The following is a 25,780-nucleotide window of genomic DNA, read 5'->3' on the forward strand; positions in this document are numbered from 1 at the left end:
TTCACATGACTCAAATCTCTGATTTACTGCCTCTCCTAATTCCAATTATTGTCCTTGAACTCATCCTGGTCATTACCGCGCTTATTCACATCTTCCGGCACAAAACATACCGGTTCGGCAATCGGGTGCTCTGGGTGGTGCTTGTCCTCTGTTTCCAGCTGATCGGTCCTGTCGTCTATTTTATTTTCGGCAGAGGTGACGACTGATGGATATCCTGCGGGCCGAGCACATCAGAAAAAATTTTGGTAGTCAGCATGTGCTGACGGATTTGAATTTTTCTGTTTCCAAGCATTCCATTTTTGGCCTGATCGGAAAAAACGGATCGGGAAAAACAACCACGATGAAAATGATCCTCGGCCTGATCAAGCCGACCAGCGGTTCAATCTATGTCTGCGGAGAAAAGGTGGCTTACGGAGATACTCCGACGAACAGACATATCGGTTATCTCCCGGATGTGCCTGAATTTTACGGTTACATGACAGCACGAGAATATCTTAAACTGTGTGGGGAAATCACAGGCGTACGGCGATCCGAGATTCACAAAAGGACGGATGAATTGCTGTGCCTTGTCGGTCTGAACGGTGTTAATCGGAAAATTCATTCCTACTCTAGGGGCATGAAGCAAAGGCTGGGCATCGCGCAGGCGCTGCTGAATGAGCCGGAACTTTTGATCTGTGATGAAGTAACCTCCGCGCTTGACCCCGTCGGCAGGAAAGAAATTCTCGATCTCCTTTCCGCCGCGGGAAAGCGGGCAACCGTAATCTTCTCCACACATATTCTGTCGGATGTCGAGAGAATATGCGATCAGATTGGAGTGCTGAATAACGGGCAGCTCGAATTGCAGGGACCTTTAAATGAAATCAAGCAAGATTACCGTCAGGAAGCCCTGCAGATTGAAACGCTGACACCGGATCAGGCTCCGGTTCTTGCCGCCCACTTAAAGGCACTGCCATTTATCAGCAAAGCAGAAGTGTCGGGTCGGACGGTTAATGTTCAGCTGAATCATTATGAAGAAAACAGTCTGGACATTATCAGACTTCTGGCCAGCGAAAGTATACCGATTTTGAAGTATGAGCGGCTTGAACCGACGCTGGAAAATGTTTTTATGGATGTGATCAGATGAGCGGATTCACTGCATTTTTCAAAAAAGAAATAGTCGAATATCTTCGCAGTTACAAAGCACTGATTCTGCTGTGCGTCTTTATTATCTTTGGCATGATGAGCCCGCTTCTAGCTAAGATGATGCCGGATATTCTATCGCATCAAGCGATTAACGGGATCACCCTGAACATTCCGAAACCGACTTTTTACGATTCTTTTGGTCAATTTTTCAAGAATCTTTCACAGATGGGCATGGCTGTGCTCCTCTTGATCTTTGGAGGCGTGCTCTCGCAGGATTTGTCGAAAGGCACTCTGATTATGCTGCTGGCTAAGGGTCTGTCCCGTCATGCCGTCATTCTGGCTAAATTTGCCGCAGCACTCATTTTGTGGACAGCAAGCTACGCTTTTGCCGTGATGATACAGTGGGGCTATACGTTGTACCTGTTCGACAAGCTGCCCGTTCCACACCTGTTTTTCTCGCTCTTTTGCCTTTGGCTTTTCGGCATTTTTATTCTTACGATTCTTCTGATGTCCAGCACACTTGTTGGCGGAGCTTACAGCGGGCTGTTTCTCACGACCGCTGCATTGGGCGCACTGATCGTGTGTCAATTTATTCCGGGGACAGACCGATTCAGTCCGCTGGCACTCGCATCGGATAATGCGGGACTGATGACCGGAGCCGCGAACTTACATCACGCCGTCACGGCGGTGTGGATCACTGTTATCCTGATCGTCAGTGCCCTCGCTGTATCCCTGGTTGTTTTTAAGAAAAAAAGCATATGATCCGTAGCCGTTTCACTAGGGATTAACGCCTGCCATTGCGCGTCTTTTTCAAATATGTTATTTTAATAACATCGAATTTCACAGGCGATGACGTTCGCCATTAAACACTGCTTTGATTCAGTTGATAACGTCTGCCTTATAACCTTAAGTAAAGGTTTTTTAAGGCAGGCGTTTTTATTTACAAGAGGAGGAAGAAATTTGTATTATGTACTACTGATCTTTTTCGGCATCCTGGGTGCCCTCGCACGGTATTCTATAGAATTGACGCTTCCCACAACGCCCTTTCCGCTGGCCACGCTCTTCATTAATCTTCTCGGCTGTTTTTTGCTGGCCTTTGTGGTCCGATTTCTCATCTGGCTGCCCCGTCTGTCTTCTAAAATGGTGACAGCAATCGGGACTGGGTTTGTCGGTTCTTTTACAACCTTTTCAACCTTTGCCCTTGAATCATCCCTTTTAAGCCGAACCGATTTTCTTATCGCTACCAGCTACATGATAGCCAGTCTGATCGGCGGATTGTTAGCGTGCGTGCTTGGCTACCGCCTGAGCAAAATGCTTCTGATCCGATTCAAGGAGGTCCTCCGCCATGATCATTAATTATCTGCTCGTTGGCGTGGGCGCCGGGTTTGGTGTACTTGCCAGGGTGCTGACAACCCAATGGATCATGCAAAAGTGGTCCTCTCCTTTTCCGCTGGCTACATTCCTGATCAATATGTCGGGATCTCTGCTGCTTGGACTTTTAACAGGACTAAGCATCGGGGCTCACTTTTCTCTCCTACTGGGTACAGGATTTCTTGGCGCATATACCACTTTCTCAACCTTCAATGTGGAAAACGTCGAACTGCTCCGACGGAAAAAGTATAGGACCCTGATCAGCTACGCGGGCGGTTCTTACCTTTTCGGCATCCTGGCCGCTTCAGCGGGTCTGGCACTGGGAAGCATCCTGTAAGGAATCGTCAATCAACCAGTCGAACTGCCTGTGAATGAAACACTAATAGATGAACAGATTTAGTCGTTACATAGAACAAAGGGTTACTTTCTGAAACATTCCGCCAGCCTTATAATAAACATTATGAATCTGCTAAAGCAGGAAAGGGATTGATGAAATGGCTGAAAAAACAGCTGTTCTGCTTGTTAACCTTGGCACGCCCGATGCTCCAGATCCGGCATCTGTCCGCCGATATTTAGGGGAATTTCTCAGCGATCCCAGAGTTATTGATCTTCCGCGATGGAAGTGGCTTCCGATTCTTCATGGTATTATTTTACGCGTCCGTCCGAAAAAATCAGCCGCTCTCTATCAATCAATCTGGACAGACAATGGTTCGCCGTTACTCGTTTACAGTCTGAAGCAAAAAGAATCTCTTGGGAAACGATTGGCTAATGATGACGTCAGGGTCGAACTAGCCATGAATTACGGAAATCCCTCTCTGCCATCCGTGCTTGAAGAACTGCACCAGTGGGGTATGAAAAAGCTGATTGTCCTGCCGCTGTTTCCTCAGTATTCATCAACAACAACGGCCTCTGCCTGGGACGGAGTTGTCCGGGCCGTATCAAAATGGCGGAATCTTCCCGAATTGGAGCTGATCCGCGACTACCCGGACCATCCCCGCCTTATTGAGGCTCTGACGGGCCGTGTCCAAACTGCAATTTCGGATTACGGACAGCCGGATACCCTGATTCTTTCCTATCATGGAATACCTGTCCGTTACGCCGAGACCGGGGATGACTATCCGGAACGCTGTCGGAAAACCACCGACGCACTGAGGGACAAGTTCCCTGATCTGGACATTATTGAAAGCTTCCAATCAAAATTCGGCAATGAACAATGGCTTGAACCCTCAACAAGCGATATTCTTGAAGAATTGCCGGCCAGGGGAAAGAAAAATGTCTTTGTAGCTGCTCCTTCATTTACTTCGGACTGCCTTGAAACGCTGGAGGAACTGAAAAATGAAAATGCCGCCGTGTTTCATCAGGCCGGCGGAATCAGCTTTCACTATCTTCCTGCTGTTAATGACAGCCCGCAGTTTATGGACTGCCTTGAGGATCTGGTACGCAGATATCTTGGGACAGAGAAGTCCGCGAAAAAAGATGAGGGTGTTCTTCAGAAGTAACACGAACGCATTGTTTTCAGAAATGAAAGAGCACAAAAAAGGAACAGCACATGCTTTTTTCGTGTGCTGTTCCTTTTTTAAAATAACGCGCTGCATATTCTTTTGAGGTAGTTCAGTCACTTTGATTTACACTAATTATCTTATCGGGAATTTACGGCTTTTTTCTCCCGAAGTCTCTGCGGAATATAGGTGCAATAGGGATCAGATGCCTGGTAATCGCCGGTAACCGCATAGGCACGTGCCCGCGAGCCACTGCACATATAACGGAATTCACAGACACCACATTTACCTTTTAAGCTGTCCGGATCACGCAATGTCCGAAGTATCGGGCTTTTTCGATAGATTTCAGGCAGAGGTGTTTCCTTAACATTGCCGCATGTTAACGGAAGAAATCCTGAAGGTTCGACCTCGCCGGTATGTCCGACAAAAATAAATCCGTTTCCGTCATTCGTCCCGCGGGGAGCCTTAGCCAGATCATCCGCAAAATGCCCGATCACCGGAAGACCCTGAGCGCGTCTTTTCTCATTTTCCTGATACATGACACGTCGATAAAACTGGCCTTCAGTCGTCGTAATAATAAAAGGGGCGTGTTCCTGTAACTCAAAAGCCCAGTGCATCACTTCATCATGCCTCTCAGGGCTGATCGGCTGCAATAATTCGCCGCGTCCTGTCGGTACCAGGAAGAAGAGCGTCCAGACGACGGCACCGTGTTGAGCCATTAATTCGGCGATCTCAGGTAATTTGTCTACATTGTACTGAGTAACTGTTGTGTTCACCTGGAAAGGAATTTTTTCTTCATTTAAAATGTCTATTGTTTTCATTGTCCGATCAAAAGTGCCTGAAAATCCCCGAAAATAGTCGTGGGTTTCAGCATCAGGCCCGTCCAGTGAAAGCGCCCAGCGCGCGATACCTGCTTCTTTAGCCCGAAGTATATTTTTGCGTGTCAGACGGGGTGTTGCCGAAGGCGTAATTGAGACGCGCATCCCCTTATTGTTCGCATACTCGATCAATTCATAAATATCATCACGCATTAAAGGATCCCCGCCCGAGAAGACAAACAATGGATTATCCATTGAGTAAACCTGATCGATCAGCTGTTTTCCCTGATCGGTCGTAAGTTCCCCCGGATAGGGATGTAATTGTGCTGCTGCCCGGCAATGCATACAATGAAGCGGGCACATGCGTGTCGCTTCCCAGATCACAATAAACGGATTCTGATCATAATCACGAATCTTCGCCATAAATAACGCCTCTTTTTCTGAATCTTATCAATTTAAGTACATTTTCTACTGCTCGTAAAAGATTTCTACGGGTCAATTAAAAAAGCTTTCTGCAGCTTACATATTTATAGTGGCAAACTTCTCTTTCATTCTATATATCTTGTAAATCATGTCAATTGCTTTCAGACAATTGACACCGGATTGTTGAAAAGAGAGGGCTACGGACTCATTACCCAACTCTGAATCCTATCAAAACACGGTAGCGTTTTTGCAGGATAGCTGCAATTTGAGAAGGGCTTGCACGGAGGAGTATTCTGTAATTAGAAGCATTGAAGAGAGAGGAGGTACATCATCTGTGAAAAAATCCGCTTTTATTAAACTGAGCGTCGCTATGACAATCTTCGGGTCGATCGGTTTCTTCTCGCGGCTGACAGGCCTGCCGTCATTGGAACTTGTCTTTGTCCGCTGCATCAGCGCAACTGTATTTCTTAGTGCCTACTGGTTGATCAGTGGCCAATATAAGCACGAATCCTGGCAAAAAAAAGAAATGGCGACGATCATCATTGGCGGTGTTTTCCTTGTCCTGAACTGGATCTTTTTCTTTGCCGCCTTCGAAAAAACGGCAATCACGATCGCCATTTCCATCTATAATCTGGCTCCGATACTTGTTTTGGTGATCGGCTGGATCTTTTTCAGGGACCGGATTAGAATCCTTGGCATTCTGGCCGTTGTTCTTGCTTTTGTCGGCACTGTGCTGATCTCTGGTGTCAGCCTGGGCGATCTGACCTCGGGGAAGTCGGCGACCGGACCGCTTCTCGCATTGGCCGCCGCTTGCCTCTATGCGCTCGTGATCATCACCGGAAAATATATTAAAAAGGCCAGCCCCTACCTGGTGACAATTCTTCAGACTTTTATCGGCGTCCTCATGCTGATTCCTTTTGTTCACTACTCTTTATACATGCATCTGACCGCGGCGAACTGGTTCTACAGCATATTTACCGGTGTCGTTCACACAGGCATCGTTTATCTGCTGTTTTATGGAAGCATTCGCTCGCTTCCAACACCTGTCATTTCCGCACTGACCTATCTGGACCCGCTCGTCGCCATCCTGCTTGATATTTTTATCACGGGATTTGTGCCCTCTTACCTCCAGATTCTGGGCATTCTGCTGATTTTTATCGCAATCTCCTATACGCTGATCAAACACGAGCCCGCAACAAGCAAGAATAAAAGTGTTACAGGTTAATGCAAAGAAAGCAGCGCCCGATGAGGCACTGCTTTCTTTTTTACCTTGATTCATAGGTTTTAACTTTTGGAGGAATATAGCTTTCAAACTGCCGTTCGATCGATTCAATGAAATCGGCAATGATGATTTTGTTTCTGTTTTCACTGCTCAGAAACTGTGAATGGACCATTTGATCGAGAAATACGGTTAGTAAATCGTAGTAGCCTCCAATATTATAAAAAGCACACGGCTTCCGATGCAGCCCGATTTGTCCCCAGGTGATGGCTTCGAAAATCTCTTCCATCGTACCAGTACCGCCTGGCAAAGCGATAAATCCGTCCGCCAGTTCCATCATTTTCGCCTTTCTCTCATGCATCGATGACACGACATAGAGCTCCGATAAGTGAGAATGCGCAATCTCCCGCTGTTGCAGCAGTTCGGGAATGACCCCGATCACCTTTCCTCCCCTTTCAAGAACCGCATCCGCGCATGCGCCCATTAGTCCTACTGTAGCCCCACCATAGACTAACTCAATTTCACGATCAGCCAGCCAATAGCCCAGTTGTCTTGCCTTATCCAGATAGATAGCCTTGTCACCACTGCTTGAACCACAGAAAACAGCCACTCTTTTCATTATTGCACCTCTATTATTCAATATATAGTAATTAAACATTTAATAAACGCCATATATAGTATCATAATTTTTAAAGACAAACTACCCTTCTCTTTTCTTTGATCGCTGAAAAATAGAGTTTAAGTATTACAGTAGAAAATGCCGAGTGAGGTCCATTGATAACTAACTAACGTTAGTTTATAATTAAATCTGGAAGCAAGAAAAGGAGGATGATAATGAGTACAAAGCAAGACATTTTCGATTGCGCTCTCGCTCTTTTTTCGGAAAAAGGGTATAACGGTGTGTCCATGCGTGATATTGCACAGAAAGTCGGTATTAAAGGAAGCTCAATTTATAACCACTATCAGGGGAAAAAGGCGATCATGGATGATATTTGCCAAACCTTTGTGAACACACTAGCTTTTTCGCGGCCTCCTCTGGCTGAAATTGAAAAAAAGATGGAGACGATGACCGCCGGAGAAGTAATTAAATCCTTAATTATCGCTTATGGTACACGGATTAACGAGAAATGGACACAGATGGCCCGTGTCATTTTTTCAGAGCATTTCTACAACGATGCTGCGGGAAAAATTTTTCTTGAAGAACTGATTAACAATAACGTTTCTTATTATGTATCTATTCTGGCAGAGATGAAGCGTAAGGGAAAAATTAAAGAGATTGATAAATTGCTGGTCGCAACCCTTTTCAATAATGAACAAGTGATGCTGTCTATGCAGTACGCGCATTGCCGCACAAGCGAAGAGAGGAAAAAGCTTGCGGATCTGATGATGCAAAGCGCAGATTATTTTTTTAATCCATTGGAGGCGAAGAAAGATGCAAGCAGCAAGCAGTAAAAAAAACATATCCTGTTATGTCCTGATCGTTTTGCACTTCTTACTTGGTATCGGAGCATTCATCGGCGGTGGATTATTAATTCTTGCTCCGGACGGATCGCTTCTCAGCATGCCGCTTTCACTCCTGAAATACAGTTCGTTTCACTCTTTTTTAATCCCGGGAACCATCTTATTTCTCGTACTGGGCGTTTATCCCCTGCTTGTCGCCATTTTTTTGATCATTGAAAAGCCATTTTCTGCGGCGGATGTCTTTAATTTATATAAGGAGACGCATTGGGCCTGGAGCCACTCGCTTTATATCGGATTTATCCTGATTGTCTGGCTTACGGTGGAAATCTATATCCTGCAGGGGATTGGCATTGTTCATGTCATCTATATGTTTCTTGCACTGGCCATTCAGGCGGTTACCCTTCTGCCATCGGTAAAAGGACATTATACCTATTCGTAAATAAAATCAATGTTCAGTATTTTTGAAACATGAGCGGGAACTTATCTTAAGTGCCTGCCCATGTTCGTTTCTCATTCAATATTAAGTTGCCGCTCCTGCTCTTGTTTCTGCTGCCTGACCTGCGCAGAATACTTTTTCCCCCACGCTCTCATATTTATAATGATCGGCGACAATGTTAATCCAAATTCTGTTAAAGAATATTCTACTTTCGGCGGAACGACCGGATAGACTTCCCGATGAACGATTCCGTCATTCTCCAGTTCCCGGAGCTGCAGCGTCAGCATGCGTTGCGTGATTCCGGGAATTAGTCGTCTAAATTCATTGAACCGCCGTGTTTCATGAAGCAAATGAAAAAGAATCACCCCCTTCCACTTACCTCCGATGATATCCAATGTCACTTCAACCGGACAAGCATATTCGAGGCTGTCCGTACACCTGCCATAGCCTTCTTTTCGATTTCGCATGGTATGCCTCCTTTTGATCAGTATACATAGTGATACTATACCACATCATTGTGCGTACTTATATTTAATAGACTTATATCTTATATTAATACTGTAGAAAAAAAACGAAATCAAAAGGAGAAAACATCATGACCGAAATGAAAGCCGTTGGATTGTATCACTACCTCCCCATCAGTGACCCTGAAAGTCTGATTGACGTGACTCTGCCTAAGCCGAAAGCTGAGGGGCATGATCTTCTAGTTAAAGTAAAAGCGATCTCTGTTAATCCGGTTGATGTAAAAGTCAGAGCCCCAAAGGATAAGACAGAACAGACACCCAAAATATTGGGCTGGGATGTTGCAGGCGTTGTTGAAGAAGTCGGTGAGGCTGTCACTCTTTTTCAGCCGGGTGATGAAGTCTATTATGCCGGATCGATTAACCGTCAGGGATGCTATAGCGAGTACCATCTTGTAGAAGAAAGCATTGTCGCAAAAAAGCCCGCTTCACTTAGCTTCGCGGAAGCGGCTGCGCTGCCTCTGACAACGATTACAGCGTGGGAAGCCCTGTTTGACCGCCTCGGTGTTTCCAAATCAAAGGAAGATAACAAAGGAAAGTCCATTCTGATCATCAATGCGGCCGGTGGTGTGGGCTCAATTGCCACTCAGCTCGCAAACTATTTTGGATTAACGGTCATTGGCACAGCATCCAGGCCCGAGACTGAAGCATGGGCAAAGCAGCATGGCACTCACATCGTCATTAATCATCATGAAGCTTTTCCTCCGCAGCTTGAAAAGGAAGGAATCTCAGCCGTCGACTATATTTTATGTCTGCATTCAACCGACAAACATTGGGACAATATGGCTCAGGCTATTGCGCCTCAGGGACATATTGCATCAATCGTTGAAACGGAAGAGCCGCATGATCTGGGTCTATTAAAGAGTAAAAGTGTTTCGTTTGCATGGGAATTTATGTTTACGCGGGCGCTTTATCAGACAGAGGACCGTATCGAACAGCATCGGTTACTTGATGATGTAGCCAAACTGGTTGATCAGGGGATCATTAAGACCACAATCAATAAGCAGCTGCAAGGTATTAATGCGGAAACGCTTCGTGAAGCGCATCAAATCGTTGAATCGAATAAAATGATCGGGAAATTGGTCGTTATCGAGTAAAGTATAAAATCTCATATATACACGGATATAAAAAGCTTGACCAAAGCAGAGGTTCTCCTCTCTCCGATCAAGCTTTTTATTTACATAGATACGATGAAAATATGGTTATTCGTTGTCAGTGAACAAAAGGATCAACCATCACTTAATTTAAATCAATGCAGTCAATTTTCCGGTTATACAAATCAGCAATTTAAAGCAGAGCGAACGAGTTCACGATAGCTGTCATAATAGCAGAGCAGCCAAACAGGATCACCCACCATGCCCATTTATTTTCAGTGCTTTTAAATTTACCGATAAGCAGTGAAACAATACCTACAATTAACAATAATACACCTAATATCATTCCTAATATAGGACCTATTTCCATTTTTTAACCTGCTTTCTTTTACATCCATCTTGTCGATTTTCTGTATCAATTTCATCGTTATAAAAATACCGTTTAAGGTTTGATCAAAACGTTACTAAAAATGTTAATATACTGTTAATGAAAGAGCTTGTTTTAAATACTTTTCGACAATTTTAGAGTTATATTATTCCAATAAGCAATTAAACCACTAAACAACTATCACTTAATTTACATCAATACGATCGATCTTTCGAATTGCTGACGCAACAATACCAAACGCAATCAATGCTAAGCCAAGCGGAATATAAATGATGCTGGCGAGTGAGAAATTCGGTCCCACAGATGAACTCGTCACCATTACAATCAAAAGTGAGGATACAATCGTTGCCGGTGTGGAATATTTGATCATTCCAAAGTATAAGGGCACAAGTGCCGCCCCTGCCGTTGCCAAGTTAAATAGTATTAACTTTACTATTGCTGCAAGAAAATCTGCTGGCGTCAAATTCATCACAGAAGTCAAATGGACGATTTGATTCAGTCCGAAAAAACCGATGATCACTATAATATTTGAGATTGTCATCGCAATGAACGTCATACAAAAGATAAGAATCAACTTGGCACTCAAAATCTTTTTTCGATTAATTGGGTAGGAGAACATGACAAGGATCGTCCGATTCTTAAACTCTTCAATGATTATTTTCGCAATAAGCACAGCGGCAAAAACAATAAAGACCCCTCTGACAAAAGCCCCGATGAACATTAAATAATCTGCGGTATTATTTATTCCTTGCTGTCCGTCGTTCCTTTCCATTATTGGAAGCAGACATGAAAAAACCAGAATGAAGATGGTTGCAAGAATGGCCCCCTTAACAAACCATCCTAATTTATTTTTTTGCTGCTCAAGCTTTATCAAATGGAACAATGAAATCTCCTCCTTGATAATTCCGAATGGGTTGCTGTACCGGACTTCTTTTCTTTATCTGGAAATTAGATTCCTGGCTGATCGAGCTCAACTTTTTTTATGAAATACTCTTCCAGTGTTGTCCGTTTTCTATCAATTGACTCAATACTAATATCTTCCAGTATTAATGTCTTTGAAATTGTCGATTGAGGCACATCTGTGGCATAGACACGAATGATTTGATCATCGACCACCTTAAAGTTATGAATACCGAGTTTATCATGCAGAACCATTGCTGCCTTTTTCTGATGACTTGTCACTAATTCTATATACTCTGTATTTCTCGCCTTTATCGTATCCATAGACTCTTCTTCAATAAGTTTGCCATTCTTAATGACGCCAATCGTGTCTGCGATCTGTTCAATTTCACCAATAATATGGCTAGAAATCAAAATGGTCATTCCATACTCTTTATTTAGCATTTTGAATAATTTCCTCATGGCCTTAATTCCGGCGGGATCCAGTCCGTTAATCGGCTCATCTAAAATTAAAAATTCCGGTTTTGTAATGATTGCTCTTGCGACACAAAGCCGTTGTCTCATTCCTAATGAAAAATTTTTAGGAAGCTTATTTTCTACGTTTTCGAGGCTAACCTTATCCAAAGCGTCGCGAATAGCCTGTTTGTTATGGTATCCCATGTACGCACAATGCAGTTCTAAATTTTCTAATGCCGTCATTTTTTCATAAAAAATGGGATATTCAATCATACTGCCTATTCTCTTTAAAAAATTGAATGAATCATGTTTCAGTGGTTTCCCGAAGATTGTAATCTCTCCATGCGAAGGCTTAATCATATTTGTCAGCATCTTCATGATCGTTGACTTACCCGCGCCATTTGGCCCGAGAAATCCGTATATTTCACCTTGTCTAATGTTCATCGTTACATTAGATACAACATCCTGCCCTTGAAATGTTTTTGTCAGATTGCTTGTCTGTACAACATAACTCATTGTGAACCTCCTCGTTTTGCTAACTGTTTTCAGTGTAACGAGAGACCGTTGCTTTTTTCTGTCTTGATTCTTACGAAAATCTTAAGATGACGATAGCTACCTTTTGAGATATTTCAATGAAAATGTAAATGATGTTTTTTCAAATGGCTTGGATTGTACCGAAATATCTCCTTGCATCTCTTCAATCAGTCTTTTAGTGATCGTTAAGCCCAGACCACTGCCCTGAAATGCTTTGTTTCTTGACTCTTCAAGTGTGAACATGCGTTCAAACACACTTTCCTGCTCAGTTTCATTAATCCCTTTTCCACGATCTGATATTTCCACATAGACGCGTTCTTCATCATAAAATACCTTTAAACTGATCATCTTGCCATCCGCGCCATAGCGAAGGCCATTTGAAATCAGGTTATTTAATACACGGTTTAACGCTTCCTCATTCCCAAGTGCAAAAAGAGGTTTCTCAGGTATTTCGATAACAGCTTCCAGTCCTTTTGCTTGGATCAAATCATAAAACAATAGAATATTTTTTTTACATATCTCAGTTAGATTAACTTTATCAAGTGGAATATCTTTATCTCCGGACTCGAGCTTTGCTAAATCAAAAAAAGCATTCATTAACGTAATGAGTTCTAATGTTTTATCATGTACTTGTTGCAGCAGACGCGCGCGCTCTTTATCATCAATCTGAGGTTGGCTCTGAAGCATTTCCGTATAGCCTGCGATCACTGTCAGTGGTGTTTTAAGATCATGAGAGACATTGGCCAGCATACGCTTCATCGAGGTTTCCATTCTTATAAATTGACGTGAATTTTCTTGATTTTCATCTAATAGTTGATTTAATTGAACAAGTAACCCAACCAGCTGCTTATCATCTGATACGAGTAGGAGCCGTTCCTTTGACCGCGACATTGTGATCTGCTCAAGCTTATTTGTTATGTAGATGAGGTTCTTGTTTCTTATCTTCTTTTGTTGAAATTGATAAATGGTACAGATGAGAAGGATGATAACAATACAACTTAATAATGCGATCATTTAAAACTCTCCCAGTTTGTACCCGATGCCCCATAATGTTTTGATATAGACTGGTTTAGATGGGGTATCTTCAATTTTTTCTCTTAGGCGGCTCATGTGAACGTTAATTATATTTTCGTCACCATAGTAATCATCGCCCCAGACTGAACGATAAATTTGTTCTTTTGTAAATACCTTTTTCTGATTGATAAAAAACAAAAGGAGAATCTTCCATTCCTTTGATGTTAAGTTAATCTCAACACCCTTCTTCGTTAAACGATGATTATCCACATCTAGCACAAGCTCATGGACTGTAATGTTTGATTGATTTAATTCAGTCTGACTAACCATGTACTGTGTCGCTCTTCTTATGGCAGCTTTCACTCTTGCTGCAAGCTCAATCATTGAAAATGGTTTGGCAATGTAGTCATCCGCGCCAAAACCGAGCCCTAGTGCTTTGTCGACTTCACTATCTTTTGCTGACATAATAATGACTGGAATGTAACTTTTTGTCCTCACAATTTGAAGAAAGTCCATGCCATTTAACTTCGGCAGCATTATGTCCAACAAGACCAAATCATAATGCGTTCGTTTAAAGATACTCGCTGCTGCCTCGCCATCAAAGGCACATTTAACGTTAAAGCCCTCATTACTTAAATATCTTTTTACCATATCACTAATCGAGCGATCATCTTCAACAAGTAAAATAGTTTTTCGCAAGAAATTAAAGCACCTCCCGCTTTCACTTTGTAAAAAAAACACCTCTTAAAGTTACAATATCTTAAGAGGTGTTCTCCCACAATATTTTTTCATTTATTTTAAGTCTGCCTTATCAACTATCTTTTTCGCTTGAAGCAAGTCAAGTGGATAATTTTTTTCACGCAACTTTTTTATAACCGACACTTTATCGTTAGTTTTCAACAGTGTCTCTGCTTCCTGTAGTAATACCTTCTCATCAAATGTGATTAATACCTTGAGTTTATGAATTTCTCTTGACTGCAGATAGTTCAATAGCATCAGGATTACAATAAGTAGCGTCAATAGCAGCATCGTTTGGTTCCCTTCCTTTCAATAGTAAGGAATAAATTTTTAATGGCGCATGATCCGTCCGCTTTGCGGTAAATGACTAACTGTCCAGTAAACGTTCTTTACTCATTCAATGTGCTTCACCAAACAAATTTAAGCCAATTGCACCAATCACAATCAAACTGATGAAGATCATCTTCTGCAATGATAGTGGTTCTTTAAAAAACAAAATGCCAATGGTCACAATTAAAACAATACCCACTCCTGACCAGATCGCGTAGGCTGTACCGATTTCTATACTTTTTAGAGCGAATGACAGCATGGTAAGACTGATAACGTAACAAACAAACATGATCACTGTATATGAAATATGTGATAATCCATTTGACACCTTCATCAACAGGGTACCACAGACTTCAAACAAAATGGCCAAAGATAAATAAAACCAGCTCAAATCAATCGCCTCGCACTATTTTTTCAGAAGCTTTGCTTGTATACGTAAAGGCGCCGTAAGATCAAAATCAACGTTTGTTTTCATATCCTGCCACTTCCGACCGCTTTCAGTTTTCAAAATTAATACGACGCATCATATTTTTCAGCATTGCCGATACGATTGTTTTATGAAATCGTTCGATAACGAAAAAGTACAGTCTGCCTAACCCGTTATGAAAAAAAACGACAGTCGAAATCGTGACATACTTTCGTTCATTCACTTCATCCAGCAAAAGAGACACACGAAAATCCAGATGACGGTCGTCTTCCCCCAATAATACCTCATGGGATGTACGAGCCATGACACGGAAAATGCCTATTCTGCTTCCCTTTTCCAAGGTCAGATTCTGTCTTTCCGCCGTATCGGATGTTTTTAACCCAACCAGACTGACCAGCCGATCGCGTACTTTCATTAAGCGTGAAACCCAGGAAGGCACGCTCGTTAAAAATATTCGCGTGACAGACTCTACATCTTGTATCGATTTGCCAGGCAGGATCACTCTATACGAATCCGAATAATTGATCTGAGGAAAAGCTTGATTGGCCAAAGATTTTTCAGGAACAGGTACTTTTTCCACAGCACACTCATCCATTATTTTGTTCTCTCCTTCAATTTTATTTTAATTTCAGCACCGTACACTGCCAATCCTTAATTCGATATAAAAGGGCATCTGCGGATATATCGTTGATCAGAAACCTGGCCAACCAGAAAATTCGCAATATCTTCGTTTGTCATTTTCATTCCCGGCATGTCGTGCAGATTGACTTTAATTTTCTCCACGGCCGGCTTCTCTACTATGAAGGGCAGCCGTACCAGTGTCCAATCAGCCTCGCTATCCAACAAAATACGGAGCTCTTTTTCTTTATCTTTGATCATATCCCTGTACAGCCAGCGAAAAATTTGCGCACCAATTTGATTGAGCAGCGATTTCCGGTCACCCGGCTCATTTAATGAGCCTCCCGTAACTGTGATGTACCGCTGAATCCCCAGAGCTTTCATTGTGGTCAGGATGTGGCCTGTTACTTTGCTGTAGATGGGAGTTGCCTTATTGGGTTGCCCCAGCGTATTAATCACAGCATCGCAACCTTCGAGCAAGGTTCGAATCGATGCTATATCCTGTGCGTCACCTTTTATCACTTCGACTCGCTCGCTTGACAAGGTTGTTCTCTGCGGATTCCTGGCAAGCATTCGAACTGAGTATCCCTTTTCCAGAACCTTCCGCGCGACAAATCGTCCTGCCCTGCCATTCCCGCCGATCACCGCAATTTGTTTATTTTGTTCCATGTTTCAAACTCCCTTAACAAATTTCTTTGCCTCTGCCAGTTTCTGTTTTTTAAGTGTGCTTCTGAAAAGTACCATGACAAAACCAAGCGCAAGCGCAATAAAGCCGGCACCGGCAAGCAGGGACGGAAGCATATGATTGCTGAATGCTTCAGGAGAGGTAATCTTTTTTCCTGATTCAAAGATCAGCGTACAAATAGCTATTCCGAAAACACCCCCGAGTTCACGAGTGGCATTGCTGATTCCGCTCGCTTCCCCTGATGCATCTTCAGGAACAGCTGATAGAATCCCATGTGCAAGCGGCGTGAAACTCAGCCCCATACCGGTTCCCGCTGCCACCATGAACGGAGCCAGGTATCCGAAGGAAAAATCCGTACCTAGTCTTGAAATAAGAACCACGAACCCCATAAGTCCTATCGCCTGAAAAAGAAGACCAATGGATAATATCGTTTTTGTTCCGAATCGGGCAACTAAAAGTCCGGCAATCGGTGCGGCAACCATGGTGCAGCCGGTCCAAGCCATTTCGCGAACTCCCGCTTCAAGTGCCGTGTATCCTTGAGCCATCTGCAGGAAAAGCGTTAACAGAAAGATGGAACCGAAGATACCCGCATTCATGAGAAATCCGGCAATAATCAAAGTGGAATAGCGTCCATTCTTGAAAAAGTGAAATTGGATCAATTGCCGTTTTCGCGTTCTCTCCCACATATAATAAAGGAACAGTACAATGAATCCTCCGAAAATCGATCCCATTACATTTGGAGAGCTCCAGCCATCGGTATTGCTTCTCTGCAGACCGAAAATGATTCCGAACATACCCGCACCGAGCAAAATGATACTTAATGGATTCATCGGCTTCGCTTCTCCTTTGGATTCAGGCAGCCAGCTCAATCCGAAAATCAAGGCCAGTATACCGACCGGAACATTGACCCAGAAGATCAGCTGCCATGGTGCGCCTTCTAAAATCAATCCACCAACAAGCGGCCCGACTGACAATCCAAGGCCGGATATTCCGGACCAGATACCCATTGCCGCCGCTCGCATTTTTTCAGGGAAAGCCGTATTCACAAGTGTCAGGCTTAGCGGTACGATGGCAGCTCCCCCGACGCCCTGAAGTGCGCGGGAAAAGATCAGCTGAAGGGAATGGTGGCTCATTCCTGAAAATGCCGATCCTAAAGTAAACAGAACAACACCTGCTAAGAAAATTTTCTTGCGCCCGATTCGCTCGCCCAGCATACTGAAAGGAATTAAAAGCACCGCAAAGGCAAGTGTATAAGCATTTGTGAACCATTCCAAATCTGAGAGGCCCGCATGAAATGATTTCTGAATTGAAGGCAGGGCCACTCCGAGAACCAAATTATCCAGCATCGCCATAAATAACGCCGCACAAGTTACGACCAATAGTTTGACACGCAAAGGCGTAAACATAGGATCATCTCCTTTTATTTATTGATAAATAAATTTTATGTTAAAAAGGAGTATCCTCCTTTTAATAATCCTAAAGAAACAGTTTGGGAAGCTGCAGAACTTCTGCCATCGTAATCAAAAGTCCGCAACCGATAAATTCTTTCGCCTGGTTTTCAGGATCTTCAATTCCTGCTTTAGTAAACTCGATCCTGACTCGCTCATAGACTTCATCAAAACCGGCTCTCACATAATCCCTGATCGCTGGCTCCGGTGTGGTGAAAGCTGTCATAATCAGCAGCATTTCATTGCGGTGACTTTTCAGCAAAACTTCAAAAGCCCTTCCCATTGAAACCTGCAACTGTTCCATTGATGCTTCCGTATGGGAAAAAACATATAGAATGATGTCTTTGGCTTTTTGCAGAACTGCCAGATAAAGCGCTTCTTTCGTTTTAAAAAAATGGAATACATAGGGCTGGGTGACCCCTACTGCCCGTGCCACATCGGCAGTCGTCGTCTTGTAATAGCCCTTTTCAGCAAACAGTGCCGCTGCGGCCTTTAAAATTTGATCTTTTCTATTTAAAGGTGTATCTTCCTTGCTACTCATAAAAGATCCCTTCAGATTAATTTATTTATTGATTAATAAATAGCATGAACCTTTGAGATTGTCAACTAATGTTTAATCCTGTGTGGCCCTGTAACTAAGATACCTGATTTCAATCTTAACTGAATCAAGATTAAGACGATCACATCTATAACCGATTCCATGTTTAATAGACGCAGATCGCATTTTGCTATACGATTGTGATAAATGACAAAGCTTGGATTGGGGTCTTCAGGATGTGGCAAGCGCACTATTTAACCGTCGGAAAAGAAAAAATCAACTATAAGATCAGGGAAACCGGAAATTTGTCTGCATCAAAAGCCGTACTCCTTATACATGGTCAGGCATGGACCGGAGAAGCGTGGACGATGGTCGCCGAGAAACTGCAAGGAATCCATGTCATTGCTCCGGATATGGCGGGACACGGAGACAGCGATGAAACGAGCGACAATAGTTTTGATCATTTATCAGAACAATTGCTGGATATTTTAGATCAGCTGAATATAGAAAAAGTATGGATTGCCGCGCATTCCTGGGGTGCTTCCCTTGCCCTGAATTTTGCGGATAAGTATTCTGAACGCGTGAGAGGGTTCATGCTCCTGGATGGTGGCTATTTTAATTATCAGAAATGGCCCGGGATCAGCTGGGCAGCTTTTACAGATTTCAGCTTGCCTGAGGCTGCATTGGAGAGCGTCGATGCCTATGTCCGTTTTCAGAGTGAAGATACGCCCTTCTGGAATGAGAAGGTGGAGAAGGCGGTTCGGGATCAAGTTTCTGAAACTAAAGAGGGAAAAGCGACTTTAAAATGTCTCCCGAAAACAGAGTTAGCCTGTGCCAAAGCATTATGGAACTTTGATCCTGATCATCACATCGCCCACATTAATTTTCCAAGTTATTTAGTTGTCGCCCGGCCAGATGAAGAGAACGACAAAGTAAGGAAATTCAAAACGAACGCATTGAACCATTTCGAGGCAGTGGTCAAAGATTGCCAAGTAGTACGCTTAGAAAACACGTCTCACATGATCATGCTGGAACGTCCTGAAACAACTGCGGATCTCATATGGAAAATGATTGAAGAAAAATAGATATGTGAGATTCTCTTCAACGCAGCATCTTATCTCGCATTAAATATAATCAAGATCATGTGCCAGAGGCGTTTGGATCATTCGCCTTATTTCGGATGGATCTGTTGTCTGAGAGAGCACCCACATCAGTTTGGCGACAATTGCTTCGGTATTCATGTCACCGGCAGTAATGCCTCCCGCATCGGCAACTCTTTTGCCGACTTCATAGAGGTCCATGTTCTGCCCTTCTTCAAGGCATTGTGTTGTAATAATTACCGGGATACCTTTCTGGACCAGTTTTTCTATTCCGGATACCAGGTCTCTTGTCAGAAAAGGCAGTCCCCCGTTTCCAAAGCTCTCAATAATCAAGCCTTTAATGTGATCCTGCAGATAATCGAAAAACTGTGGGGCGAGCCCTGGGAATGCCTTCAGCAAAAAAACGTCCGGGCAAACACCGAGATGTTTTCTGAAGACGGTCTTCTCAGGTTCTGGACGAAAGGTGATCTGCGCACCGAATTCGCCAATTGCGGCAATGTATGGAAAATTGACACTTTCAAATGCATCATAGCTTTTCGTTCTCATCTTTACCGCTCGTGTTCCCTGGATCGCTTTTCCGTCAAAAGCAATAAAAACGCCCGGAATATCAGCTTGGTGGGCAAAAGTCAGCGCGTCCCGAATATTTTTTCTGGCATCGGTCTTTTTAAAACTAACCGGCACCTGGGATCCGGTGATCACAACTGTTTTCTTGATGTCATGAAGCAGATAGGAAAGGGCGGAAGCGGTGTAGGCCATCGTATCCGTTCCATGCGTCATAATAAAGCCGTCATAGGCGTTCTGATTTTCATCAATCGCCCGGGCCATAACAACCCAGTCTTCCGGCTGCATATTCGTACTATCCTTATTCATCAGTACTTTGAAATCCACCGAGACATCCTGATTGTGATGAAAATACTGGGCCAGCTGGTCAATCGTCAGACCAGGCGCGAGTCCGCCCCGCTGATGAGTTGATGCAATTGTTCCTCCCGTTGCCAAAACCAAGAGTTTCTTCACTGCGTCTTTCCCCATTTCATATCGTGATAATTTGATTATAATCATTTATTAAAAATGAAATAAGAGAAAAGGCCAAATTCGTGAACGCAAGTACCTCGTTTGTACCTCAATCCATGTGACACTTTTATTTCTAAAGTCAGGCATTTTCTACTGTGTAACCGTCCCCCTGTTACGCCTGAATGAGACGCAAAAATAGAAAACAAGCATCAGAACGGGTATCAAAAAGAGCAGAAAATAAGTTTTCCGACTCAGGTAAGGTCTTTCACTCAGATCATAAACTTGAAATCTCAGTTCCGCGTTTTTTACCACCGATCCATTTTCCATAAAATGGCCGCCTGAATAGATGCTGCCGCGATCGTAGCCGTTGCCGTACAGTGACAAACCAAGTTTTGATCTGTTTGTGCCGCTGACCTGCCTTAACGTAATTTGATCTTCAGTGCGCTGTCTTGTCCGGTTTTGATTCACCGAAAAAATTAAATCATGCCAAGGCTTGGCCTGTGCACTTGAAAAATATTGGGAGAAAAAAGTTTGATGCGTGTTCAGGTTCATCATCGAAAGATCATAGACCCCACGCCCCTTCCGATTCAAGATGTTTATTAAGACATCTGTAAACGGATGGGTTACCCGGAAGGTCTGATACACCGCATGATGCGCATCGACAAAGGCCGTCTGTTTCCCGGTCGCCGTTTCCTGATCGACAATGTATTGTTTCTGTCCGATCAATTTCTGCGTGTATCCGGAAACGTTAATCCAGGCGCAGATAACGACACTTGTCATCAGTACTCCAGAAATGATCAGAACAGGCGCTCTGCTCTTTGCTTTTGACTCGGAATGAATCCGCCCCGGGCGATTGATCAGAGTCATCAATTCACTAAAACCGATGACAGCGCCGATAAGCATGAATGGGGTAAAGAGCAGGCTGTACCTCGGTTCAGATTCCCAGACAAACGTATAAAAGATAAAATTCCCGACAAGGCAGATCTGGATCAGCAGTCCCAGAGTGATTTTCTTCGTTCTTAGATAAGTCACGGATGAGAGAATAAGGAAGAAAATCGTGACTATATGGAAGATCTGAATGATGTAAAGCATCAGCCGGTTCTGATGACCAAAAATGTATTCATAGGCTCTTGTCGGCTGGTTGGAAATCTGTGTATAAAGGTTGTATGAACGTGCGCCCATGCCCCAGGTCTCCGCTGTTTTAATCACCCAGAGGTAGGGCAGACCAGGTGCCTTCATTTGAGTAATCCTCGATTTAATCGTATTAAGATCTGCGTGGATTTTAGCCTGCTGCGTCGGCTGACTGCGGGTCAGTGTAAAATCGGCCGTGTTATACTCTCCATATTTTGAAACCCCAAGCATAATCCAGTGAACTGACGGCATGGACAAGGAAGGATCCGGTAGGTAGCCGAGCCGCTGATCATACGCATGAACGGAATAGCTTACTGCAATCAGCATCACAGCAATAACCGCTAAATTCAGCAGCACTTTTTTCAGTTTGAGTACAAAAAGCATATAAATTCCAAGAGCCGGAAGAAATAGAATCAGATTTGGCCGGACCTCATAGCCGATGCCGAGCAGCAATCCTAAGAGAATAAGGTACCTGATTTTCATGGACCGATGATAGAGATACCAAAAATATAGAAGCAAAGCGGGAAACATCAGCGTCATCGTGTCGGTATAAAAATAGGTGATATAAAAGAAAAGCGGAAAGCAGGTGAGTGTCATCATCAGTAAAAGATCAGCCATTTTTGTGTCGTACAGATGGTGAACGAGTTTCCAGGAAAAATAAATTCCGATATCCAGGACAACAGCGCAGGCCAGCTGATCGATGATTGTATAATCAGAGAAATGGACGATTGCAAAAAAGCGGTAGATCCAGTATCGAAGCACTGTCACCGGTATGTTGTTCGGGTAGACTTTGAAATAGCTGTCACCGGAGGCGTGTCCATGTGCCAGCAAATAGAGTGCCTCTCCATATGTATGTCCACCGTCAACGACCGGAGGGACGATCGAATGAAAAAAGAAAATAATCGCCAATTCAAACAGCAAAATTGCCGCGCTGAGACAAAGAGTGACCTTTTTCAGACCTGAGCGAGTCAGCTTTGAAAGGAACCGGTGAGCAGCAATAAAGAATAGAATAACGATCGCAGAAAAAATCAAAAGTGAGAGTGAAGTGCTGAATATGTGCTGATCGCTCTTTATTAAGAGTGAAAATAAAAAGCTGATGATCAGAATAACGGAAAAGCAAGCTGTGAAAATAATACTGAAGGTCGAAAGTAATACGTTTTTAAATCGTGAAATGATGGCCACATCCTTGATCCAATAGATTGCGGACCAGTTAATCCTGATCTGTGCTACATTTAATGGCATACAATCATTCGTATTATTGAGCTCTGAAAAGGGTGATCCCATGAAGAAGAAGATCATTCGTTAACAGTTTGCGAGCCCTGTCTGCATTTTATGGTGTAAAAAAAGCAAAGGAGATTCTCTCTCCTTCGCTTTTTCACTGACAGATCTATTCTTTGTGTCTTTATAATCGATCATTCGCATAAGCCAGAAGTTCATTAATTTCCTTCTTAGCGCGTTTGGTCAGCATTTTGTTGTCGTTCAGCATTTGTTCGCCCCGCGCTTTGATAAAGCGAAGGTAATCTTTTTTTCTGCTCTGGCTGTAGCCTTGTTTTGCATGATGCATGTCGCGGAAGTCGCCCTCCGCCTGTCTGGCCAATAGGAACCTGCCGATCAGCAAGGCAATTGCCAGGGACAGACAGACAAGCGTTCCCCAGCCGCCGGTCAGCTGATAGAGCAGAATGCCGATCACCATGAGCAAAGTCACCCATTTTGCGACGCTGAAAACATAGCCTTCTTCATTGTTTTTCCTAAGCGCGGTTCGTATATTTTCGAACATTGCTCTCCCCCTCCTTTTTTAGGATTTAAATTTATTTTTTATTACGTCAGGTTATACTCTTTGATCACAGACCGAAAATCCCTGCCCAGTAACCGAGGATACCTACAGCAAACATACCGAAGATGATCCAGATCGCGTTAACCTTATGTTTCAGAAGCCACATGCAGGCAAATGTCATCAGCAAAGCTACCAGGCCTGGCAGCAGTGAATCAAGAGTGCTCTGCAACGTTGTAGTTACCAAGTGACCCGCCTGATCTTTGTAATGGGCAAGAGTCAAAGGCATTTTAATATTGGTCCATTTGGAAACAAGAGAGCCCATGACAAACAATCCAAGAACCGATGCCATCTGCGTCAGTTTTTTCAGACGGTTGCCAGCGACATCCTGAACGATATCCGTTCCTTGTCTGTATCCAACTTGAAAACCATACCATCTGGTTAACATACGCACAATGTTAATGCCAAAGAAGAAAAGCAGCGGGCCGAGAATGCTGCCACTCAGTGCCAGCGAAGCGCCCAGTGCTGCGAGAATCGTGCGGGCGGTTCCCCAGAAAATAGGGTCGCCAATCCCGGCTAAAGGCCCCATGAGCCCTATTTTGACGTTGGTAATCGCGGCTTCATCAATGTCGCCGCCTTCCGCCTTTTTCTGTTCCATTGCAGCTGTTACACCAAAGATGGCTGATGCCGGCCAAGGCGTTGTGTTGAAGAATTCCAAGTGACGCTTCAGCGCGGCCGCCTGATCCTCTTTTTTATGATAAAAACGTTTGATCGCCGGAATCATGGTCACACAAACCCCGATCGCCTGCATACGTTCGAAGTTGAAAGATCCTAACATGAACGTACTGCGAAAATATGTGCTGATAATATCTCTCTTGGTCAACGGTTGAACTTTTTTCAATTCTGTTGATTCAGTCATTTATTGTACCCCCCTTATCCTAATACGTCATCGTCATCGGTTCCCGCGCTCGTTGCAGCAGCAGGGGCCTTGATGGAGTCATGAAAGTCCGGATTAAGCTGAACATAGACAACGGCCGCGCATGCACCGAGGATTCCAAGTCCGACAAGGTTCATTCCTGAAACGAAGGTTGCAAGTATGAAGCCGATGAAGAAGAACGGCATCAACGAGCGTGCTTTCATCATGTTAATAACCATCGCATACCCGACGACAACGATGAATCCGCCGGAAACCTGCAGCCCATGGGTGACAACCGGAGGAATGTCATTCAGCCATTGACTGACGATACTCGTTCCGGCAATCGCCGCAACGGCACCAGTCGGGATGGCCACGCGAAGACCCTGCAGGAACAGCGCGCCTATATGGCACCACTCAATGCCACGGAAATTAGCCTGAGCCGCGAAATGATCAGCCTGATGCTGAAAGAATACGGCAATCGTACGAACAAAGATGGTGAGCACCTGGCCTGCAGCGGCAAGAGGAATCGCAATCGCCATACCTTCACCAATGGACTGATGGCCTACAATAACGATAATAGCTGAAATCGTGGAAGCCAGTGCCGAGTCAGGAGCCATTGCGGCGCCGACGTTCATCCATCCAAGAGCGATCAGTTCCAATTGACCACCAAGAATAATACCAGTATGCAAATCTCCCAAGACAAGGCCTATCAGTGTACAAGCAACGATTGGCCGATGAAACTGTCGTTCATCCATAACGCTGGCCATGCCGCACACTAACGCAACAAGGATAACGAGAATAAATTGCATTGCATTCATAGAATAAGAACCTCCCTTTATTTTGTTTTTATATCAAATTCTTGCTCTTCAGCCGGTTCATAAAGTCTGACGCGCCAGTATTCGGCAGCTGCTGAAGAGTAAGTTTGACGCCGCGTTTATCGAGTTCCTTAAAAGCTTCAACATCCGCCGGGCTTACGGAAACAGCCTCGGAGATCAATGTCATGCCCTCCTTGAAAGTGATGCCGCCAACATTGACTTCTTTGACTTCCACACCCTGATCTATCAGGCGAACGACATCTCCTGGCGTTTCAACAACGAGCAGAACATCCAGATTTTCATAAGACGGGTTTTTGTAGCAACGCGCCGTTTTATCAATCGACATCACATAGGACTTGGTTCTGCCCGGTGCCACCTGCAGCAAAAGCGTCTTTCTCAGATCATCTTTGGCAGCGCTATCATTTGCGGCAATGATTGTACTTGCACCCACGTGGTTCACCCAGTTATTTGCCACCTGACCATGAATCAGTCTTGAATCAATTCTCAACCATTTAATAATCATCCTAGTTCATCTCCCTCTTCATCTTTGGAAAAGTCCGCCATTTTCTGACGGGCAAATATTTCGCGGAATGATTTAATCCCTTCAGCTCCCGCCTGCTTCGCTGTCTGTACCAGTTCTGTTAATGTACCGCCTGCCATCCGTCTGCCCAGAACTTCGACAAGCATCGGCAGATTGACACCGGTGACAATTTCCATGTTTTCCCGTCGGGCAACGAAACGGCTCGCCGCATTGTAAGGGCTTCCACCAAACAGATCAACAAGAAACAATGCACCGTCATCATCAAAATAATTGCTGGCCGCCATATACTTTTCCAAGAGATTTTCGGCTCCTTCGCCCGGATTAAATGTGACGGAATCCACATTTTCCATGTTTCCGAAAATCATCTTTGCCGTACCTATAAGTGCTTCTGAAAAATTCCCGTGGGACGCGATTACGATTGTTACCACTTTCCACCCTCCCTTCTTCCTTGCCTA

General features: G+C 43.9%; 32 protein-coding genes and 1 riboswitch. Of the genes, 11 read left to right on the forward strand and 21 right to left on the reverse strand.

Annotated elements, in window-relative coordinates; translation table 11 throughout:
* The first annotated feature begins 5 nt into the window (after positions 1-5).
* From E4665_RS05975 to hemH, 6 genes are all read left to right on the forward strand, one after another.
* Entirely contained in the window at positions 6-206 is a 201-nt protein-coding gene (locus tag E4665_RS05975; protein WP_135347894.1) for a PLDc N-terminal domain-containing protein, read from the forward strand.
* Positions 206-1,123 carry an ABC transporter ATP-binding protein gene (locus tag E4665_RS05980; RefSeq protein ID WP_135347895.1) on the forward strand — a complete coding sequence of 306 codons (918 nt, stop codon included), beginning with the start codon at positions 206-208 and terminating at the stop codon, positions 1,121-1,123. Before E4665_RS05975 ends, E4665_RS05980 begins: the two co-directional genes overlap by 1 nt.
* Positions 1,120-1,884 carry an ABC transporter permease gene (locus E4665_RS05985; protein ID WP_135347896.1) on the forward strand — a complete coding sequence of 255 codons (765 nt, stop codon included), beginning with the start codon at positions 1,120-1,122 and terminating at the stop codon, positions 1,882-1,884. Before E4665_RS05980 ends, E4665_RS05985 begins: the two co-directional genes overlap by 4 nt.
* Positions 1,885-1,958: 74 nt before the next feature.
* Positions 1,959-2,025, forward strand: a riboswitch (Fluoride riboswitch).
* 57 nt (positions 2,026-2,082) lie between these two features.
* Positions 2,083-2,478, forward strand: a complete 396-nt coding sequence (locus E4665_RS05990; protein ID WP_174845457.1) for a fluoride efflux transporter FluC — start codon at positions 2,083-2,085, stop codon at positions 2,476-2,478.
* Positions 2,468-2,830 (forward strand): fluoride efflux transporter FluC, encoded by a 363-nt coding sequence (locus tag E4665_RS05995; RefSeq protein ID WP_135347898.1) that lies wholly within the window; start codon positions 2,468-2,470, stop codon positions 2,828-2,830. The genes E4665_RS05990 and E4665_RS05995 overlap by 11 nt, the downstream gene beginning before the upstream one ends.
* A 157-nt stretch (positions 2,831-2,987) precedes the next feature.
* Entirely contained in the window at positions 2,988-3,992 is a 1,005-nt protein-coding gene (hemH, locus tag E4665_RS06000) for a ferrochelatase (RefSeq protein ID WP_135347899.1), read from the forward strand.
* A gap of 140 nt (positions 3,993-4,132) precedes the next feature.
* Here the strand turns inward: hemH and E4665_RS06005 are convergent, their stop codons facing one another.
* Complete coding sequence (locus E4665_RS06005) at positions 4,133-5,233, reverse strand: TIGR04053 family radical SAM/SPASM domain-containing protein (protein ID WP_135347900.1); 1,101 nt, start codon at positions 5,231-5,233, stop codon at positions 4,133-4,135.
* 334 nt (positions 5,234-5,567) lie between these two features.
* Here E4665_RS06005 and E4665_RS06010 point away from each other — a divergent pair, with 334 nt between their 5' ends.
* On the forward strand, positions 5,568-6,458 hold the full coding sequence (locus tag E4665_RS06010; protein ID WP_135347901.1) for a DMT family transporter: 891 nt from the start codon (positions 5,568-5,570) through the stop codon (positions 6,456-6,458).
* Between the two features lie 40 nt (positions 6,459-6,498).
* Here E4665_RS06010 and E4665_RS06015 read toward each other — a convergent pair whose 3' ends face one another.
* Entirely contained in the window at positions 6,499-7,071 is a 573-nt protein-coding gene (locus E4665_RS06015; protein ID WP_135347902.1) for an LOG family protein, read from the reverse strand.
* A gap of 215 nt (positions 7,072-7,286) precedes the next feature.
* Here E4665_RS06015 and E4665_RS06020 point away from each other — a divergent pair, with 215 nt between their 5' ends.
* Both E4665_RS06020 and E4665_RS06025 read left to right on the forward strand, forming a co-directional pair.
* On the forward strand, positions 7,287-7,904 hold the full coding sequence (locus tag E4665_RS06020; protein WP_206663555.1) for a TetR/AcrR family transcriptional regulator: 618 nt from the start codon (positions 7,287-7,289) through the stop codon (positions 7,902-7,904).
* Entirely contained in the window at positions 7,885-8,352 is a 468-nt protein-coding gene (locus E4665_RS06025) for a hypothetical protein (RefSeq protein ID WP_135347904.1), read from the forward strand. Before E4665_RS06020 ends, E4665_RS06025 begins: the two co-directional genes overlap by 20 nt.
* A 71-nt stretch (positions 8,353-8,423) precedes the next feature.
* On the opposite strand, the gene E4665_RS06030 is transcribed toward E4665_RS06025, so the two are convergent.
* The gene (locus E4665_RS06030) at positions 8,424-8,816 is read right to left on the reverse strand and encodes a winged helix-turn-helix transcriptional regulator (protein ID WP_135347905.1); all 393 of its coding nucleotides are present in this window, start codon (positions 8,814-8,816) and stop codon (positions 8,424-8,426) included.
* Between the two features lie 128 nt (positions 8,817-8,944).
* Here E4665_RS06030 and E4665_RS06035 point away from each other — a divergent pair, with 128 nt between their 5' ends.
* A complete protein-coding gene (locus tag E4665_RS06035; protein ID WP_135347906.1) occupies positions 8,945-9,967 on the forward strand; it encodes a zinc-binding alcohol dehydrogenase family protein in 1,023 nt (340 codons plus the stop codon).
* A 190-nt stretch (positions 9,968-10,157) separates the two neighbouring features.
* Here E4665_RS06035 and E4665_RS18090 read toward each other — a convergent pair whose 3' ends face one another.
* The 11 genes from E4665_RS18090 to E4665_RS06085 form a co-directional block, all read right to left on the reverse strand.
* Entirely contained in the window at positions 10,158-10,334 is a 177-nt protein-coding gene (locus E4665_RS18090; protein WP_167815127.1) for a hypothetical protein, read from the reverse strand.
* Between the two features lie 202 nt (positions 10,335-10,536).
* Entirely contained in the window at positions 10,537-11,235 is a 699-nt protein-coding gene (locus E4665_RS06040; RefSeq protein WP_167815128.1) for an ABC transporter permease, read from the reverse strand.
* Positions 11,236-11,300: 65 nt separating this feature from the next.
* The gene (locus E4665_RS06045; RefSeq protein ID WP_135347908.1) at positions 11,301-12,224 is read right to left on the reverse strand and encodes an ABC transporter ATP-binding protein; all 924 of its coding nucleotides are present in this window, start codon (positions 12,222-12,224) and stop codon (positions 11,301-11,303) included.
* Between the two features lie 96 nt (positions 12,225-12,320).
* A complete protein-coding gene (locus E4665_RS06050; protein ID WP_135347909.1) occupies positions 12,321-13,256 on the reverse strand; it encodes a sensor histidine kinase in 936 nt (311 codons plus the stop codon).
* Complete coding sequence (locus E4665_RS06055; RefSeq protein WP_135347910.1) at positions 13,257-13,955, reverse strand: response regulator transcription factor; 699 nt, start codon at positions 13,953-13,955, stop codon at positions 13,257-13,259.
* A 93-nt stretch (positions 13,956-14,048) separates the two neighbouring features.
* On the reverse strand, positions 14,049-14,285 hold the full coding sequence (locus E4665_RS06060; RefSeq protein ID WP_135347911.1) for a hypothetical protein: 237 nt from the start codon (positions 14,283-14,285) through the stop codon (positions 14,049-14,051).
* A 106-nt stretch (positions 14,286-14,391) separates the two neighbouring features.
* Entirely contained in the window at positions 14,392-14,715 is a 324-nt protein-coding gene (locus E4665_RS06065) for a DMT family transporter (RefSeq protein ID WP_135347912.1), read from the reverse strand.
* 106 nt (positions 14,716-14,821) lie between these two features.
* Complete coding sequence (locus tag E4665_RS06070) at positions 14,822-15,346, reverse strand: DUF2867 domain-containing protein (protein WP_135347913.1); 525 nt, start codon at positions 15,344-15,346, stop codon at positions 14,822-14,824.
* 56 nt (positions 15,347-15,402) lie between these two features.
* Positions 15,403-16,038 carry an NAD(P)-dependent oxidoreductase gene (locus E4665_RS06075; protein WP_135347914.1) on the reverse strand — a complete coding sequence of 212 codons (636 nt, stop codon included), beginning with the start codon at positions 16,036-16,038 and terminating at the stop codon, positions 15,403-15,405.
* A 3-nt stretch (positions 16,039-16,041) separates the two neighbouring features.
* The gene (locus E4665_RS06080; RefSeq protein WP_135347915.1) at positions 16,042-17,460 is read right to left on the reverse strand and encodes an MFS transporter; all 1,419 of its coding nucleotides are present in this window, start codon (positions 17,458-17,460) and stop codon (positions 16,042-16,044) included.
* A gap of 70 nt (positions 17,461-17,530) precedes the next feature.
* Positions 17,531-18,043, reverse strand: a complete 513-nt coding sequence (locus tag E4665_RS06085) for a TetR/AcrR family transcriptional regulator (protein WP_135347916.1) — start codon at positions 18,041-18,043, stop codon at positions 17,531-17,533.
* Positions 18,044-18,276: 233 nt separating this feature from the next.
* Here E4665_RS06085 and E4665_RS06090 point away from each other — a divergent pair, with 233 nt between their 5' ends.
* Entirely contained in the window at positions 18,277-19,125 is an 849-nt protein-coding gene (locus E4665_RS06090) for an alpha/beta fold hydrolase (protein ID WP_135347917.1), read from the forward strand.
* 39 nt (positions 19,126-19,164) lie between these two features.
* On the opposite strand, the gene E4665_RS06095 is transcribed toward E4665_RS06090, so the two are convergent.
* The 7 genes from E4665_RS06095 to E4665_RS06125 all read right to left on the reverse strand — a co-directional run bounded on the left by E4665_RS06095 (position 19,165) and on the right by E4665_RS06125 (position 25,753).
* On the reverse strand, positions 19,165-20,154 hold the full coding sequence (locus E4665_RS06095) for an asparaginase (RefSeq protein ID WP_135347918.1): 990 nt from the start codon (positions 20,152-20,154) through the stop codon (positions 19,165-19,167).
* 147 nt (positions 20,155-20,301) lie between these two features.
* Positions 20,302-22,524 carry a glycosyltransferase family 39 protein gene (locus tag E4665_RS06100; RefSeq protein WP_167815129.1) on the reverse strand — a complete coding sequence of 741 codons (2,223 nt, stop codon included), beginning with the start codon at positions 22,522-22,524 and terminating at the stop codon, positions 20,302-20,304.
* 160 nt (positions 22,525-22,684) lie between these two features.
* Entirely contained in the window at positions 22,685-23,059 is a 375-nt protein-coding gene (locus E4665_RS06105; RefSeq protein ID WP_135347920.1) for a hypothetical protein, read from the reverse strand.
* Positions 23,060-23,123: 64 nt separating this feature from the next.
* Positions 23,124-23,972 (reverse strand): PTS system mannose/fructose/sorbose family transporter subunit IID, encoded by an 849-nt coding sequence (locus E4665_RS06110; RefSeq protein ID WP_174845458.1) that lies wholly within the window; start codon positions 23,970-23,972, stop codon positions 23,124-23,126.
* Between the two features lie 14 nt (positions 23,973-23,986).
* Positions 23,987-24,787: a PTS mannose/fructose/sorbose transporter subunit IIC gene (locus tag E4665_RS06115; protein WP_135347921.1), complete on the reverse strand. Its 801-nt coding sequence runs from the start codon at positions 24,785-24,787 to the stop codon at positions 23,987-23,989.
* Between the two features lie 28 nt (positions 24,788-24,815).
* Complete coding sequence (locus tag E4665_RS06120) at positions 24,816-25,307, reverse strand: PTS sugar transporter subunit IIB (RefSeq protein ID WP_135347922.1); 492 nt, start codon at positions 25,305-25,307, stop codon at positions 24,816-24,818.
* A complete protein-coding gene (locus E4665_RS06125; protein ID WP_135347923.1) occupies positions 25,304-25,753 on the reverse strand; it encodes a PTS sugar transporter subunit IIA in 450 nt (149 codons plus the stop codon). The genes E4665_RS06120 and E4665_RS06125 overlap by 4 nt, the downstream gene beginning before the upstream one ends.
* Between the last annotated feature and the right edge of the window lie 27 nt (positions 25,754-25,780).

The sequence above is a fragment of the Sporolactobacillus shoreae genome, assembly GCF_004684935.1.
Taxonomy (GTDB): Bacteria; Bacillota; Bacilli; order Bacillales; family Sporolactobacillaceae; genus Sporolactobacillus; species Sporolactobacillus shoreae.